Here is a 13,925-nt window from a genome sequence, read left to right as displayed (position 1 = left end):
CGGAAGGTCCAAACACAAATTGAAATCTGCGACATGAAATGATGTGGTCAGCGGCAAATGGATTGAAAATGACCCCACCACTGCGCCAGTCAAGGGTCTGCGCGTCCCGCAGTATCTCTTGCGCGGGCTTTCCTGTTCAATTTCAATTTCTTAGTTTCGTAGCTGGCCTAACCGGGCGAATGGTGCCGCAGTAGGAGATTACTCAAATCACGCGAAGTTGGGCGGGATACAACTTGTAAACTGTCGCCAAATAAACACATACAGAGCCGCAGAACCTTTAACGCCTTTGCTTTATTCTGCCGCGCACTATGTGTATCGTGAACAACTAAACCGCTGCCAAACAAAGAATTCAAATTGACCAATCTGATTAGCAAGTTTTCCCCGGCGATGGCTGGACTGGTGCTCGTGGCACTCGGAGCCTGTGCGAAAGCACCGGTCCCTTCTGGCTATGACGATCCGCATGAAGTGAAAAACCGTCGCACGCATGAAGCCAATATCAAGCTTGATCGTGCGCTCGTTTCGCCGGCGTCGAACGTTTATGGTGAAGTGCTACCACGCGGTGTTCGCGATACAATTTCTGTGTTTTCGGACAATGCCGGCTTGCCGGGCGTTGTGGCGAACAACATTCTCCAAGGTAACGTCGAAAACGCCGTCCACAACTCGGTGCGTTTCCTGTTCAACTCGACCTTCGGGCTGCTTGGTCTATTCGATGTGGCAACCGATATTGGTCTTGAAGAGCGTGACAGCGATTTTGGCGAGACATTGCACGTCTGGGGCGCGCCTGAAGGAGATTATGTGGTCTTACCGTTCTTCGGCCCGTCTACCGAACGCGATGGTTTCGGCATTCTTGTCGACTTCGTTTTGAACCCACTGAGCTTGGTTCTGCCGACCGAAGTAAAACATCTTCCCAAAGCCACTTGGGTTTTGGCAAAGTTTGGCGACCGCTACACGTTTGGCGACACGATCGACGAATTCTACAATAGTGAAGACGGGTATGATCTGATGCAGCTCTACTATCTCGACTCGCGCCGTTATGAACTTGGCATCGAAGTCGACGACAATGAACTTGAGGATATTTATGATGCGTATGATGGGTAACGAAACCTCTCTAACTCGCCGTGCTGTTCTGGGTGGAATAGCTGGACTGGGTGTTCTTGCACTTTTGCCGGGCCGCGCCTTGGCAGCCATTTCCGCGGAAAAGGCGGAAAGCCTGATCGGTAAAGTCGTCAGCGATATTAATGGAATTATCAATTCCGGCGCGTCCGAAGCGGCGATGATCAAGAAATTTGAAGGCGTGTTTGCCAAATATGCAGATGTGGATTTCATTGCCTTGTCTGCCCTTGGCCCTGACGCCCGTTCGGCGAGCTCGTCGCAGAAAAGTGCCTTTATCAAAGCATTCCGCAGCTACATCGCGCGTCGTTACGGCAGCCGTTTCCGCGAATTCCAGGGTGGCACCATCAATGTTGTTAGCTCGAAAGAGGTCAAAAGCCGTTATGAAGTGCTGACCAAAACGCAATTGAAAGGCAAATCGCCTTTTGACGTTGTTTTCGTGGTGTCATCCAAGAATGGAAAATTCATCGATATGCAGGTCGAAGGGATTTCGATCGTTAAGTCAGAGCGCAAGGAAATCGGCGCGATGCTTGACCGTCGCAAGGGTGATCTGAACCAGTTGATCGCGGATCTGCAAGCAGGCTGACCCATCGGACTTGGTTAACAACTATGAACGCCTCGGCACAGAAAGCGCCGGGGCGTTTTCTGTTCTGCTTTCTGAATGCTGTTCGGGATATGGCAGCCATGCCTGGGCCCAGCTTGCAAAAGGTTGCATACGCAAGTATTTAAAAAGGAGCAGCGACGAAGGAGCAGCAGGTTGGCAGACGTGCATTGGCCCAAAGGAACTCGCGAGGAAAGCTTTGGCTTCTTGTCGCAGGTATTGGCCCGCCGGGTGGAAAACGAAATGAAAACGAGGCTGGCGACACTCAATCTCGATTTCCGCTTTTTCATGACCTTGATGCAGCTTCTTGTCCAGGATGGTCAAAATCAACGCGAGCTTTGCGGTAAGCTTAACCTGCCTGAATATCAGGTCAGTCGGAACCTTGATGCAATGGCCAAGGACGGTCTGATCGAACGACGGACCAGCCCAACCAGTCGACGGACAACGCAGGTGTTTCTGACCAAGAAAGGGCATGCGCTAGCCCAGAAACTGCCGCCGTTGATCAACACGTTGAATGACGCATTTCTTGGTGCGCTCAGCAAAGATGAGCGCACAGCACTCGTCGCGATGCTGCAGAAAGTCCTGCTGTCGACAGAGGCGTAATAAACCGATGTTTCTCGCGCGCTTAGTTCTTACCGAAGATTGAACGCAACACGCCGATCAGTGCATCTTCGACCGCTTTTCCGACATTCTGACCCCCCTGCGGGCGGCTGTTCTGGCTGTCCCCAAACAGGCCTTCAGAACCATTCACCTGCCCGTCAAAGCGCGGGGCATTGTTCGGGCGGATCATCGGAAGTGGGGTAGGGACGAGCTCCGACTGAATGCGCACCATCGCCTCGTGCCACATCTCGGCGGGAAGCCCACCGCCGGTCACACCTTTCAGTGGTGTGTTGTCATCATAGCCCATCCAAACGCCCATCACGTATTCGGCAGTAAACCCGATGAACCATGCATCGCGGGCCGAGTTTGTGGTGCCAGTCTTGCCGGCGATTTCAAGCCCGTCGATCTTGGCACGGCTACCCGTGCCCGCCTCGACCACGCGGCTCATCATATAGACCAGTTGCTGGGCGGCTTGTTGTGAAATAACCCTTTCGCCGATCCCGCCAGTTTGCGTCATCAACGGTTCTTTGTCAGCTACAAGGCTAAGCTCTGTCAGGCCATAGGGGATCACCGCGGATCCGCCGTTCAGGATACCCGCAAAGGCACCGGTTGTTTCAAGCAATGTGCTTTCAGAAGCACCCAACGCCAAGGCTGGTCCGGCAGCCAGATCGCTTTCGATGCCAAACATAGAGGCGACACTGCGCACCGCTTCCAGCCCAACATCTTCCGCCACCTTTACAGCAGGAACATTCAGCGAGCGGGCCAATGCCTCGGTCAGGCTGACATTCCCGTAGTGTTGGCGGGTATAGTTTTTTGGGCACCACTGGCCCGAACCGGGGACGTTCAAACAATAGGGCTCATCCAGGATGAAATCATCCCAACGATAGCCCATGTCCAACGCGGCCGCGTAAACGAATGGTTTAAAGGCAGACCCGGTCTGGCGTTTGGCTTGTGTGGCTCGGTTAAAAGCCCCTGTCACTTTGGTTTCACGCCCACCGACCATGCCGCGCACGGCGCCGTCCGAGCTCATTACCACAATCGCCGCTTCTGCTTTGGAGTCAGACGAAACCTTGGTTGCAAAAATTTCGGCCATCGCCTGTTCCGCGGCGGTCTGAATGCGCGGATCAAGTGTTGTCTTGATGATCACGTCTTCCGTCGTCTTGCGCGTCAGAAAGGCGGGCAGGTCGCCCATAATCCAGTCGGCAAAATACCCGCCAGCCTGCGCTTTGGCAGCTGTGGACAGCGTTGCCGGGTTGTTTTGGAATTTGGCAGTCTGCTCGTTGCTCAGATACCCCTGTTCGTTCATCAGGCGCAGCACCGTCGCCGCGCGGTCTTGTGACCGCTTCAGGTTGGAGGTTGGCGCGTAGACAGATGGCTTGGGCAACATCCCTGCCAGCATTGCGGCTTGAGCCGGGTTCAGGTCAGACGCTGGAATCGCGAAATAGCGCTGGGCGGCTGCGTCAAACCCGTGTGATCCTGCGCCAAGATAAGCACGGTTCAAATAGATTGTCAGGATCTCATCTTTTGAGAACTTGGCTTCCAGCGCCATAGCATAGATCGCTTCTTTGATCTTGCGCCGAAGCGAACCCTGACGGCAGTCTGCCTCATAGGCAGCCTCGGTTTTCCACTGATCGGGGTCAAATGGCACACCAAGGCACAGCAGTTTTGCGACCTGCTGGGTTAGGGTCGAGCCGCCATGTCCGGACAACGGTCCGCGCCCCTCGCTGAGGTTGATGCGTACGGCACTGGCAATGCCGCGCGGGCTCAGTCCCAGATGGCCATAAAAGCGTTTATCCTCGCTGGCGACGATGGCGTCGCGCAGATAGGGGCTGACCGTCTGTGTTGTGATCGTGCTGCCGCGCTGGTCGCCGCGCCATGCATAGACCGCGCCATAGCGATCCAAAATGGTCACCGACCCTTTGGCGCGCCCATCCAGCAGCGCATTCAAATCAGGAAGGGTCGATGCGAAATAAAACACCGCAAGACCGATGATCAACGCAACAACCGCCGCGCTTTTCCAAGTCAGTCGCCAGATCAGCCGCAGAACCCATGTGACCAAGAAAATCGGCCAGCCAAGGATACCCTTTGGCCGTTGAGTCCGACGCGTGCGTTTGGCCGAAGGTTTACGTGTCTTGCGCCGCGCGGGCTGTTTGGCCGCGGGCTTTTTACTTGAATAGCGTTTGTCTGCCACCAACTTGGGGCGCTTTGGGCCGGTTGGGCTCATAATACTGGTTCCGCGTCTGCTCGATCGATCCAAATTAGCGAATCGTTTTCCAAGAGTGTAGCCCGTTCGCGCGGGTCCTGCGACTTTTCGCACTGTCTATAAATTAGGCAGACCATTGTGCAGCCGCAGCATTTTTTGCGCAATGCCCGTTTTCGGCATCGGCGAAGCTCTGCCAACCCTGTCATTCACCGCTCTCTTTCGCCCTCAATACACCCATAGGGCACGCCATTCCGTGCGTGTCGGGGACGTGGGACAGAAAGGACAAGATCGTGAAACTGATCATTGCAGCGATCAAACCGTTCAAGCTGGAAGAGGTGCGCGAAGCGCTCACCTCGGTCGGGGTGACCGGTATGATGGTTTCCGAAATCAAAGGCTTCGGCACACAGTCAGGCCACACTGAAATTTACCGCGGCGCGGAATACGCCGTGAACTTCCTTCCAAAGGTCAAAATCGAGGTCGTCGTCGCCGATGATCTGGCGCCAGACGTCGTCGAGACCATCGCGAAGGCAGCCCATACCGGCAAGATCGGGGATGGCAAGATATTCACCCTTGATGTTGCAGACGCCATGCGTGTGCGCACCGGCGAAACCGGCATGGACGCCGTGTAAGCGTGAAAGGAATGAAAATGACACGCAATTTATTGATTTCAACGGCTGTTCTGGCGGTTCTGCCCGGACTTGCCATCGCGCAAGAGGCCAACGGCGAGGCCGCAGCCCACACGCAATTCATCCTGACTTCTGTGCTGTTCCTTTTGGGCGGTGTGCTGGTCTTCTGGATGGCGGCCGGGTTCGCCATGCTCGAAGCTGGGTTGGTCCGCTCCAAAAACGTCACCATGCAGCTGACCAAGAACATCGCGCTCTTTTCCATCGCGGCGATCATGTACTGGCTGGCGGGCTACGGCATCATGTATCCCGGCGATTGGCTGATCGAAGGCTGGCTGGGCCCGTTCTTCGCCGTGACCTCGCTTGATCCAGTTGGCGTTGCCGCGGAGGCTGTAGACGTCGGCTATGCCTCGGGCGCATCGGACTTCTTCTTCCAGCTGATGTTCTGTGCCACCACGGCCTCGATCGTTTCAGGCACACTGGCAGAACGCGTCAAGCTGTGGCCCTTCCTTGCCTTCGTGGTCGTGCTGACAGGCTTTATCTATCCGATCGAAGCAAGCTGGCAGTGGGGCGGCGGCTGGTTGTCGGAAGCTGGCTTCTCGGACTTTGCTGGTTCAACTCTGGTGCATGCGGCAGGCGGCTTTGCGGCACTGGCTGGGGCCCTGATCTTGGGACCGCGTATCGGCAAGTATAAAGACGGCCGCACGATCCCGATGCCGGGTTCGAACCTGCCGCTGGCAACGCTGGGGACGTTCATCCTGTGGCTGGGTTGGTTCGGCTTTAATGGTGGCTCTCAGCTGGCGATGGGCACGATTTCGGATGTCTCGGACGTGGCACGTATCTTCGCCAACACCAACATGGCCGCAGCTGCCGGTGCGATTGTCGCGATGATCATGACGCAAGTGATGTTCAAGAAGGTCGACCTGACGATGACCCTGAACGGCGCGCTGGCTGGTCTGGTGTCGATCACCGCCGAGCCTCTGGCCCCCTCGCTGTTCCAGTCGCTGATCATCGGTGGCATCGGTGGTGCGATCGTGATCTTCGTGGTGCCGCTTCTGGACAAGCTGAAGATTGACGACGTGGTTGGCGCCATCCCGGTTCACCTTGTGGCGGGCTTCTGGGGCACCTTCATCGTGGCTTGGACCAACACGGACGCCAGCTTTGGCACCCAGATCATGGGCTTTCTGGCAATCGGCATCTTCGTCTTCGTCGTCAGCTTCATCTTCTTCTCGATCATCAAGGCCACCATGGGTCTGCGGGTCAGCGAAGAGGAAGAAGTGAACGGGCTGGACATGTCCGAACTGGGCATGGAAGCCTACCCGGAGTTCACCAACGGGTAAGACAATAAACGCCGGGGGATTAACCCCCGGCACACGCTGGCCGCGCAAATGCCAAGGCCAACAGGGTGGAAAAGGGGACTGGAAGGTCCCCTTTTCTTTTTGCGTTATCCCTTGCCGTTCCACTGCCCACGCTGCGACAATGGTAAGTCTTCACATTCAGAAAATTATATGTGATAGAGGGTACTCCTCGGTCACAAAGATACTGGATAGCGAAAATGAATGCACAACGCGCAACAATGTCCATCGCAGGACTGTTCGTTCTGATCAGCCTTGGACTGGCCCAAGCCAATGGGCAGATCGATATCACCTCGGTGAGCTGGCTTTGGTTCACGGCTTTCGTTGGCCTGAATCTGTTTCAAGCCGGACTGACAGGCTTTTGTCCTCTGACAAAGATTCTCGTGAAGCTTGGGTTGAGACCTGCCACGTAATACGCGGGGCACGGGTTTTCGGTCGTCCTAACGGCAGAGTCTACTGGATGTTGAATTTAGAGGGGCCTGAGTGGCCCCTTTTAATTTCTTCAATTATCGGAGTCTTGGGGGGTGATGAAGTAGGCCACTCCGCTGGCAATACAAGCCCAAAGTAAATGGTCGCCGAGAGGATACAGACCGATTTCGGTATCTAAGTGGGTGTTTGTCCAGTGTCCGACAACCGGAGGAAGAAACAAGAAGCCAAACACGTTACCCGCGCCGGATAAGCGTTTAGTTGTCTCGGGCGACGCACTAAGCATCCTGGCTGAGATCAAGCGTGCAAAAAATCCACCCGACGCGATACCTAGCCAGATACTTGCGACAAATAGAGAAAGCCCTAATCCGCGCCACATTTCCCCGTAATACATGACTGCAAGTGGTGCGATAATGAACGGGGCAGTTCCGACCCAAGGTAGCCATTTCGACTTCTCAAGATTTTCAAAAAACTTAACAATCATGCCGGGAACTTATCACGCGAGATCGTGCGATAAAAGAAGGCAACGAAGTCGGAGACCTTCTCCGTTGCCTTTCAATGTTTTGTTGCGAAAGTTAAGGCCTAAACCCCAACTTTCGCAATCGCCTCCGCCAGCAACGGCACGGTCTCTTCGTTCAGGCCCGCGATGTTCATGCGGCTGTCACCGACCATATAGATGCCGTGATCGACGCGCAGGGCTTCGACCTGTTCGGGTGTGGCGCCAAGGCGCGAGAACATGCCGCGGTGGTCGGCGATGAAACCGAAGCGATCTGATCCCGTGCGTGCGCGCAACTCGCCAGCCAGTTTTTCGCGCAGTCCCAGCATGCCGGTGCGGACTTCTTCCAGCTCGGCCATCCAGTCAGCTTTCAGACCCTCGTCCTCAAGGATCATGGTCACCAGACGGGCGCCGTGATCGGGCGGGAAGCTGAAGTTCTGACGGTTCAGGTGGGTCAGGTTCTGCTGGGTGATCCCAGCCTGCTCGGCGTTCTTCGAGATGCAGGTCAGCAGCCCAGTACGCTCGCGATAGATGCCGAAGTTTTTCGAACAGCTGGCCGCGATCATCGCTTCCGGCACGGTTTGTGCGATCAGGCGCACGCCCGCCGCGTCTTCTTCCAGACCGTCGCCAAAGCCCTGATAGGCGATGTCGATCAGAGGGGTCGCGCCTTTTTCAACGATCAGCGCTGCGACCTCTTTCCACTGGGGCAGGGTCAGGTTGGCGCCAGTCGGGTTGTGGCAGCAGCCGTGCAGCAGCACCGCATCGCCCGCTTTGATCGCTTTCAGGTCCTCCATCATCCCGTCGAAATCAACCGCGCGGCTTTCATTGTCGAAATAGCGGTACTCGGCCATTTTCATGCCAAGATGCTTGATGATCGACGGGTGGTTGGGCCAGGTCGGGGCCGACAGCCAGATCGTCGCGTCAGGGGACGCCATCTTGATCAGCTCGACCGCTTGGTGGATCGCGCCGGTGCCGCCGGGCTGGGCCGCCATCGACAGGCGGTCAGCGGGCACTGCGTCGCCCAGAACCAACCCGGACAGCGCGCGGCCGTAAGCCGGATCACCGGCCAAACCGGTATAGGATTTGGTGCCCTCGATGTCCCACAGCACTTTCTCGGCGGCTTTCACCGCACGCATCACCGGGGTCACACCCTGCGCGTTCTTGTAAACGCCCACGCCAAGGTCGATCTTCCCGTCGCGCGGGTCCTCGCGGTATTGCTGCATCAGCGCCATGATCTTGTCTTTGGGCTGAGCTTTCAGGTTGGTGAACATTGTCTACTCTCCTGTTTCAACTTTCAGGTCGTTATACATTCCCCATTCGGCCCAGCTGCCGTCATAGACGGCATGGCGGTCATGGCCCAATCGTTCCAACGCCAACGCAAGGATCGCGGCGGTGACACCAGACCCGCAACTCAGGATCGCGGGTTTTTCAAGGTCCACATTGGCCGTGCCGAAGACGGAGCGTAACGCGTCAAGGGATTTCATCGTTCCGTCTTCGTTCAGAAGCTCGCCAAACGGCAGGTTCTTCGAGTTCGGAATATGACCCGAACGCAACCCTTCGCGTGGCTCTGGCACCTCGCCGCGGAACCGCTCGGCAGACCGGGCGTCGATAATTTGATAGTCGCCCAGCTTCGAAGCCGCGGCCACCTGCGTCACATCCTTGACCATATGCGCCTGCCGCACGACGGTCATATGGCGGTCGCGAACGATGGGTGGCATGTCTTCGATCGGGTGATCTTCAACTTGCCATTTGGGCAGGCCGCCATCCAGAACCGCAATGTCCTTGTGGCCCATCAGCCGGAACATCCACCAGACACGCGCGGCGGAGAACAGGCCCATGCCGTCGTAGACGACGATCTGATGCCCGTCGCCGATGCCCATGGCGCGCACCCGCGACATGAACTTTTCAACCGGCGGCATCATGTGCGGCAGGTCGGACCGCAAGTCTGCAATCTCGTCTATGTCGAAGAAACGCGCGCCCGGAATATGCGCGGCATCGTATTCGGCCTGCGCATTCCGCTCCATGTCAGGCATATACCAACTGGCATCGACAAGACGCAGGTCAGGATCTTTTAGATGCTTGGCAAGCCAGTCGGTTGAAACCAGCGTTCTGGGGTCGCTATGCGGCATGACTTTCCCTCCGGTAAGTTAGCCACATCTGCCTAGTGTGCACGGCGCGGTTGCGCAAGGCTGTGCGCGCAAACATACAAAAACAGCATGAAAAAAGGGAAGGCCGAAGCCTTCCCCATCACTCGTAATAAAACAACTTGGGTATTTATTTTGCCAACATGTTGCGGACCACGCCTACGATCGCCAGAAGCGCACCGCCGCCGACGCCGCCAGTCGCCACCTGTGAAAGGATCGCGCCGATATCAAGCCCGCCGCCCGCGGCACCTGCAACGCCACCCGCGCCCAGCATCGACAGGATGGTGCCACCAAGGCCGCCGCCCGCGATACCCGCGATTGAGTTGATCAATGTGCCTTGGTTCAGGTTTTTCAAAAGGCCGCCAGCGACGTTGCCGCCAACCGCGCCTGAGATCAGACCAATAAGCAATTCCATGTTTTGTCCCTTCAATTCCGAAAATGATCGCCATCTATCGACGTCAACCCGTTCTTTGATGGGCAAACAGAAACATGCATTGCGCGCTTAAAAAAAGGGGAAAACCTTCAAAAATTCACCCATGCCCTGACGTTAACCTCCGGTTTTTGGTCGAAAGTCAGGGCGCGGAAACGTTCCGCAGCGCTGCCTCCAGCGCTTCTCGAAACCGGGCGCGGTCGGATTTTGAGAAGGCTCGCCCTCCCCCTTGTCGGAACGGATCGGCGGCACGCAGGTCGGTCATCAAGTCGCGCATTGCCAGCTGTTCGCGGACATTCGCTTGGGTAAATTTTTCACCACTATGCCGCAGAACCTGCGCCCCGGCCTCAACGCATTTGGCCGCCAGCGGAATGTCTCCGGTGACCACAACATCGTTCGGCCCGGCGCGATCAGCGATCCACATGTCAGCCACATCGGGGCCATCGGACACGTATATCATCTCGACCAAGGGGTTTTGCGAGGGGCGCAGGCCACCGTTAGAGACAAACAGAATTTTTGTCTTGTGGCGGGTGGCGACAGCCTCGGCCTCGGTCTTGACCGGGCACGCATCTGCATCAACATAGACGACCATCAGAGCTTAAGCCCAAAGCGCTTCGGCGTGGAAAGCGATGTGTTCCTCCATGAAGGTCGACACGAAGAAATAGCTGTGGTCATAGCCCGGCTGCAACCGGAACGTGGCCTGCTGGCGTTGGCTGGCAATGGCATGGGCCAAAGCTTCGGGTCGCAAAAGATCTATGAATTGGTCCTTGGTGCCGGTGTCGATAAGCATCGGACCATCAAAGCCGCGCTGGGTCATCAGATGGCTCGCGTCGTGGGCGAACCAATCCGCGTCGTCCTCATCGCCCAGATAGGCCTCAAGCTGCTTGCGACCCCAGTCCGATGCAGTGGGATTGCAGATCGGCGAGAACGCAGAGACTGACCGGAACCGTTCCGGCAAGGTCATCGCAATGGTCAGCGCGCCGTGGCCCCCCATCGAATGCCCGGTAATACCCTGACGTTCGGGGTCCAATGCAAAGTGATCAAAGGCGAGGGCTGGCAAATCTTCGGTGACATAGTCCCACATCTGGAAATGTGGGGCCCATGGATGTTGCGTCGCGTTGACATAGAACCCGGCGCCTTGCCCGAGATCATAATCGTCGTCATCCGCGACATCGTCGCCGCGTGGGCTGGTGTCGGGGAAAATCAAGGCGATGCCCTGCTCGGCGGCCCAGCTTTGCGCGCCCGCTTTGGTCATGGCGTTTTCGTGGGTGCAGGTCAGACCCGACAGATACCACAGCACCGGGACAGGACCGTCCTGCGCTTCGACCGGCAAGAAAAGTCCGAAGGTCATGTCGGTTCCAGTCGCGTCCGAGGCGTGTTTGTAAACGCCTTGCGTGCCCCCAAAACAGGCGTTCTGTGATACCGTTTCCATCCATCGCTCCCTTCAGAAATCGTGCGTCGAGCTAACTAGACGCGCGGCGCTAAGGCAATGGGGAAAGCACGGATGAAGAAGCAGATCATCCCCACCGACCAGAAAGCGCCGCCCAGATGATAGAAATGTGTTGGGTCCCCGGTCCAATCTGCAGTGACGCGCAAAACAGCCCCGATATGTAGAAAATTCAGAAAAACGCGATCAAATCGGGTGCCTTCTATTGGACGCCCCGAATGCCCAAGAAGGGCGCGCAACATCACGATAACGGTGATTGTGCCGATCGCCCCCACACCAAGCGCGTGATGTACTTGTCCTATGTTCGCCAGATCCGTCAACGACGCTGCGGCGAGCAGAGCCATCGAAATCGGCAGCCACGCATAGCCCGCGTGTTGCGCAAACAACAGCGGCTCGCGAGTGACTGCGAAACCGCGCCATCGCGACAGGCGTAGCGCAAGGGCTAAGCTTGCCATGGCAGCAAGAACTCCAGTCAATGCGCTTGCATCGAACACGATCCAGCTTGCCGCCGCAGCAATGCTTACGCTGATGGCCAGTTGATCCACAGGGCCGAACGAAACGGGCAACCGATCCTCACCGCGTTTTTTCAGCCAGTTGCGGCTGAACGCAGGTGTGACCCGACCTCCGATATGAACCATCAGGGCAAAGGTCAGCGCGAACCCCATAGTCAAACCAAGATCAGCGTCCGACATCAGGAAGACAGCCTGCGCCAAGCCCAACGCAAGCACAACGCCTGCCACGACATAGTTGCGTCTGTTGCGGGCGGCCAACAGCTCGCGCAAAGCCAAAAGGGCGACGATTGGAAGGAAGGCCAATGCCACGGTGTGCGACAGCGCCCCTTCGGGGGCCGCGAACATGGCAATACGTGCGGTCAGCCAAAGACCGAATAGCCCCGCGACTGTTTTTGGACCCATCGCAGGGCGGCCCGTCCAGTTTGGAATTGCGGTGAACAGGAAGCCTGCAAGCGCGGCAGGCAAATAGCCCCATAGCATCTCGTGCTGGTGCCAGAGCAGGGGGTCATTTATCCGTTCGACCAGGCCTGCATGGTAGATCAGCCAGATCGGAACGGCGGTGCCGGCGAACAGGGCGGTGAACGGGAAGAACAGGCGATACGCGCCAGACAGAAGGATCATGGGGACAACCAGGCAAGAATAGCGGACACAGTCAGAATAGATGCCAAGGTTGATAGCAGGATTGATGCAGAAACGCGCTGCGGCGCAACGCCGTAGTGCTGGGCCAGAATATAGACGTTCCCGGCCACAGGCAGACCGGCGGCTGCAACCATCACGCTGGCCGAGAACCGATCGACCTCGAACACAAAAAACGCCAGAATGCCTACCGCCAGCGGGTGCAGAACAAGTTTCGCGAAAGACAACCATGCCGCCACGCTGACCCGTTCGGCGGATTTGGCGGCAAGTGATGCGCCGATGGCGAACAACGCCCCCGGCGTAGATGCCCCCGCAAGCAGGTCAAGGAAGCTGTTGACTGGGCCGGGCAGGGTCCAGCCGGACGCGGCCCATGCAAATCCAAGTGCCATCGAGACAATCATCGGGTTGGTGACTAACCCTTTGCCCACCGTGCCTAGAACAGCTGGGCTGACCCGCCCATCGCGCGATCCGGTGATCAGGATCACGATCAGACTGCCAAACAGAAACAGGTCGACAGCGAGAACCAGCATGACCGGCCCAACAGCAGCTTCGCCCATTAAAAGCGCGAGCATGGGTATGCCCAGGAAACCGACATTGCCAACCACGGCGCATTGCGCTTCGACCGCGGCTTCCTGGATCCCGCGCTTTCGGGCAAGCGCGACCGCGGTGGCCAGAAGGTAAACCGCGCCAGCCCCCAGCGCGTAGGCCCAGATGAAAGGCCAGCTGATCACTTCGGAGAGGCCAAGATTGGCCGAGAAGCGAAACAGCATGGCAGACAGCGCAAAGTAGAAAACAAAGCGGGTTAAATAAGCGGTTGCTTCCGGCGGGAAGAACCCGCGCGCGGCGGCTCCGAAACCCAGCGCGATCACAGCAAAGAAAGGCAGTGTTTGCATAAGAACGTCAATCATGCCTCAGCCCTAACACGCAAAATTTCTCTTGGCTATGCCGCACTTAGCGGGCCAGTGGCTGCTCAAGCAACTCGACTTCGATAAAGGCGCATTCGAAGTCATTTGCGCTGACAACATCATGCTCGACGCCGGCTTTACGATCATAAGGCACGCCATTTGTTAACTTAGCCTCGATGCGGGATCCATCTGGCAGATCAATGCCAAGCACCCCGTCGAACATCGGGATTACGAGATAGTCATATTCGTGAACGTGCCAGCCGGTATTGTCGCCGCGTTTGGAGAACCGCCATTCCGTAACACGCATCCGTTCGTTTTCTAACAACAACGTTCCGACAGCCGTTCCATTTGTATCACACATGCCGTTCCTCCGTTTAAAAGGACACTGTGCTGAATACGGGACCAAAGATATCTCCAGACGCGCGCGAGGCTTGGTC

General features: G+C 57.0%; 16 protein-coding genes. 6 read left to right on the top strand and 10 right to left on the bottom strand.

Annotated features, from left to right (window positions below):
• Nucleotides 1-354: 354 nt before the first annotated feature.
• The 3 genes from K3556_RS13740 to K3556_RS13730 all read left to right on the top strand — a co-directional run bounded on the left by K3556_RS13740 (nt 355) and on the right by K3556_RS13730 (nt 2,314).
• On the top strand, nt 355-1,098 hold the full coding sequence (locus K3556_RS13740; RefSeq protein ID WP_260517336.1) for a VacJ family lipoprotein: 744 nt from the start codon (nt 355-357) through the stop codon (nt 1,096-1,098).
• The gene (locus K3556_RS13735) at nt 1,079-1,696 is read left to right on the top strand and encodes a phospholipid-binding protein MlaC (RefSeq protein WP_260517335.1); all 618 of its coding nucleotides are present in this window, start codon (nt 1,079-1,081) and stop codon (nt 1,694-1,696) included. The genes K3556_RS13740 and K3556_RS13735 overlap by 20 nt, the downstream gene beginning before the upstream one ends.
• A gap of 180 nt (nt 1,697-1,876) precedes the next feature.
• Nucleotides 1,877-2,314, top strand: a complete 438-nt coding sequence (locus tag K3556_RS13730; RefSeq protein ID WP_260519265.1) for a MarR family winged helix-turn-helix transcriptional regulator — start codon at nt 1,877-1,879, stop codon at nt 2,312-2,314.
• A 22-nt stretch (nt 2,315-2,336) separates the two neighbouring features.
• On the opposite strand, the gene K3556_RS13725 is transcribed toward K3556_RS13730, so the two are convergent.
• A complete protein-coding gene (locus K3556_RS13725) occupies nt 2,337-4,535 on the bottom strand; it encodes a transglycosylase domain-containing protein (protein WP_260517334.1) in 2,199 nt (732 codons plus the stop codon).
• A 269-nt stretch (nt 4,536-4,804) separates the two neighbouring features.
• On the opposite strand from K3556_RS13725, the gene K3556_RS13720 reads away from it, so the two are divergent.
• The 3 genes from K3556_RS13720 to K3556_RS13710 all read left to right on the top strand — a co-directional run bounded on the left by K3556_RS13720 (nt 4,805) and on the right by K3556_RS13710 (nt 6,905).
• A complete protein-coding gene (locus K3556_RS13720; RefSeq protein WP_260517333.1) occupies nt 4,805-5,143 on the top strand; it encodes a P-II family nitrogen regulator in 339 nt (112 codons plus the stop codon).
• A 17-nt stretch (nt 5,144-5,160) separates the two neighbouring features.
• On the top strand, nt 5,161-6,477 hold the full coding sequence (gene amt, locus K3556_RS13715) for an ammonium transporter (protein ID WP_409557756.1): 1,317 nt from the start codon (nt 5,161-5,163) through the stop codon (nt 6,475-6,477).
• 236 nt (nt 6,478-6,713) lie between these two features.
• On the top strand, nt 6,714-6,905 hold the full coding sequence (locus K3556_RS13710; protein ID WP_260517331.1) for a DUF2892 domain-containing protein: 192 nt from the start codon (nt 6,714-6,716) through the stop codon (nt 6,903-6,905).
• Nucleotides 6,906-6,994: 89 nt separating this feature from the next.
• Here the strand turns inward: K3556_RS13710 and K3556_RS13705 are convergent, their stop codons facing one another.
• From K3556_RS13705 to K3556_RS13665, 9 genes are all read right to left on the bottom strand, one after another.
• Nucleotides 6,995-7,402, bottom strand: a complete 408-nt coding sequence (locus K3556_RS13705) for a hypothetical protein (RefSeq protein ID WP_260517330.1) — start codon at nt 7,400-7,402, stop codon at nt 6,995-6,997.
• Between the two features lie 98 nt (nt 7,403-7,500).
• Entirely contained in the window at nt 7,501-8,685 is a 1,185-nt protein-coding gene (locus K3556_RS13700; RefSeq protein ID WP_260517329.1) for an aromatic amino acid transaminase, read from the bottom strand.
• A gap of 3 nt (nt 8,686-8,688) precedes the next feature.
• Nucleotides 8,689-9,543, bottom strand: a complete 855-nt coding sequence (sseA, locus tag K3556_RS13695; RefSeq protein ID WP_260517328.1) for a 3-mercaptopyruvate sulfurtransferase — start codon at nt 9,541-9,543, stop codon at nt 8,689-8,691.
• 145 nt (nt 9,544-9,688) lie between these two features.
• Nucleotides 9,689-9,973 (bottom strand): hypothetical protein, encoded by a 285-nt coding sequence (locus K3556_RS13690; RefSeq protein ID WP_260517327.1) that lies wholly within the window; start codon nt 9,971-9,973, stop codon nt 9,689-9,691.
• A 157-nt stretch (nt 9,974-10,130) separates the two neighbouring features.
• Nucleotides 10,131-10,580 (bottom strand): YaiI/YqxD family protein, encoded by a 450-nt coding sequence (locus K3556_RS13685; RefSeq protein WP_260517326.1) that lies wholly within the window; start codon nt 10,578-10,580, stop codon nt 10,131-10,133.
• Nucleotides 10,581-10,586: 6 nt separating this feature from the next.
• Nucleotides 10,587-11,420, bottom strand: a complete 834-nt coding sequence (fghA, locus tag K3556_RS13680; protein WP_260517325.1) for an S-formylglutathione hydrolase — start codon at nt 11,418-11,420, stop codon at nt 10,587-10,589.
• Between the two features lie 35 nt (nt 11,421-11,455).
• Nucleotides 11,456-12,568, bottom strand: coding sequence for an NnrS family protein (locus tag K3556_RS13675; RefSeq protein WP_260517324.1), 1,113 nt, complete (start codon nt 12,566-12,568; stop codon nt 11,456-11,458).
• The gene (locus K3556_RS13670; RefSeq protein WP_260517323.1) at nt 12,565-13,491 is read right to left on the bottom strand and encodes an AEC family transporter; all 927 of its coding nucleotides are present in this window, start codon (nt 13,489-13,491) and stop codon (nt 12,565-12,567) included. The genes K3556_RS13675 and K3556_RS13670 overlap by 4 nt, the downstream gene beginning before the upstream one ends.
• Nucleotides 13,492-13,534: 43 nt before the next feature.
• Nucleotides 13,535-13,849: a cupin domain-containing protein gene (locus K3556_RS13665; protein ID WP_260517322.1), complete on the bottom strand. Its 315-nt coding sequence runs from the start codon at nt 13,847-13,849 to the stop codon at nt 13,535-13,537.
• Between the last annotated feature and the right edge of the window lie 76 nt (nt 13,850-13,925).

The organism is Aliiroseovarius sp. M344 (assembly GCF_025140835.1).
GTDB lineage: Bacteria > Pseudomonadota > Alphaproteobacteria > Rhodobacterales > Rhodobacteraceae > Aliiroseovarius.
The sequence above is the reverse complement of the archived record's forward strand: the minus strand, read 5'-3'. Positions and strand labels throughout refer to the sequence as shown.

What these genes read in the sequence shown, in the direction of transcription:
- sseA (WP_260517328.1), bottom strand. Translation starts at nt 9,543, where the DNA reads ATGCCGCATAGCGACCCCAGAACGCTGGTTTCAACCGACTGGCTTGCC.
- K3556_RS13710 (WP_260517331.1), top strand. Translation starts at nt 6,714, where the DNA reads ATGTCCATCGCAGGACTGTTCGTTCTGATCAGCCTTGGACTGGCCCAA.
- K3556_RS13675 (WP_260517324.1), bottom strand. Translation starts at nt 12,568, where the DNA reads ATGATCCTTCTGTCTGGCGCGTATCGCCTGTTCTTCCCGTTCACCGCC.
- K3556_RS13690 (WP_260517327.1), bottom strand. Translation starts at nt 9,973, where the DNA reads ATGGAATTGCTTATTGGTCTGATCTCAGGCGCGGTTGGCGGCAACGTC.
- K3556_RS13700 (WP_260517329.1), bottom strand. Translation starts at nt 8,685, where the DNA reads ATGTTCACCAACCTGAAAGCTCAGCCCAAAGACAAGATCATGGCGCTG.
- K3556_RS13665 (WP_260517322.1), bottom strand. Translation starts at nt 13,849, where the DNA reads ATGTGTGATACAAATGGAACGGCTGTCGGAACGTTGTTGTTAGAAAAC.
- K3556_RS13685 (WP_260517326.1), bottom strand. Translation starts at nt 10,580, where the DNA reads ATGGTCGTCTATGTTGATGCAGATGCGTGCCCGGTCAAGACCGAGGCC.
- K3556_RS13735 (WP_260517335.1), top strand. Translation starts at nt 1,079, where the DNA reads ATGATGCGTATGATGGGTAACGAAACCTCTCTAACTCGCCGTGCTGTT.
- amt (WP_409557756.1), top strand. Translation starts at nt 5,161, where the DNA reads ATGACACGCAATTTATTGATTTCAACGGCTGTTCTGGCGGTTCTGCCC.
- K3556_RS13670 (WP_260517323.1), bottom strand. Translation starts at nt 13,491, where the DNA reads ATGATTGACGTTCTTATGCAAACACTGCCTTTCTTTGCTGTGATCGCG.
- fghA (WP_260517325.1), bottom strand. Translation starts at nt 11,420, where the DNA reads ATGGAAACGGTATCACAGAACGCCTGTTTTGGGGGCACGCAAGGCGTT.
- K3556_RS13705 (WP_260517330.1), bottom strand. Translation starts at nt 7,402, where the DNA reads ATGATTGTTAAGTTTTTTGAAAATCTTGAGAAGTCGAAATGGCTACCT.
- K3556_RS13725 (WP_260517334.1), bottom strand. Translation starts at nt 4,535, where the DNA reads ATGAGCCCAACCGGCCCAAAGCGCCCCAAGTTGGTGGCAGACAAACGC.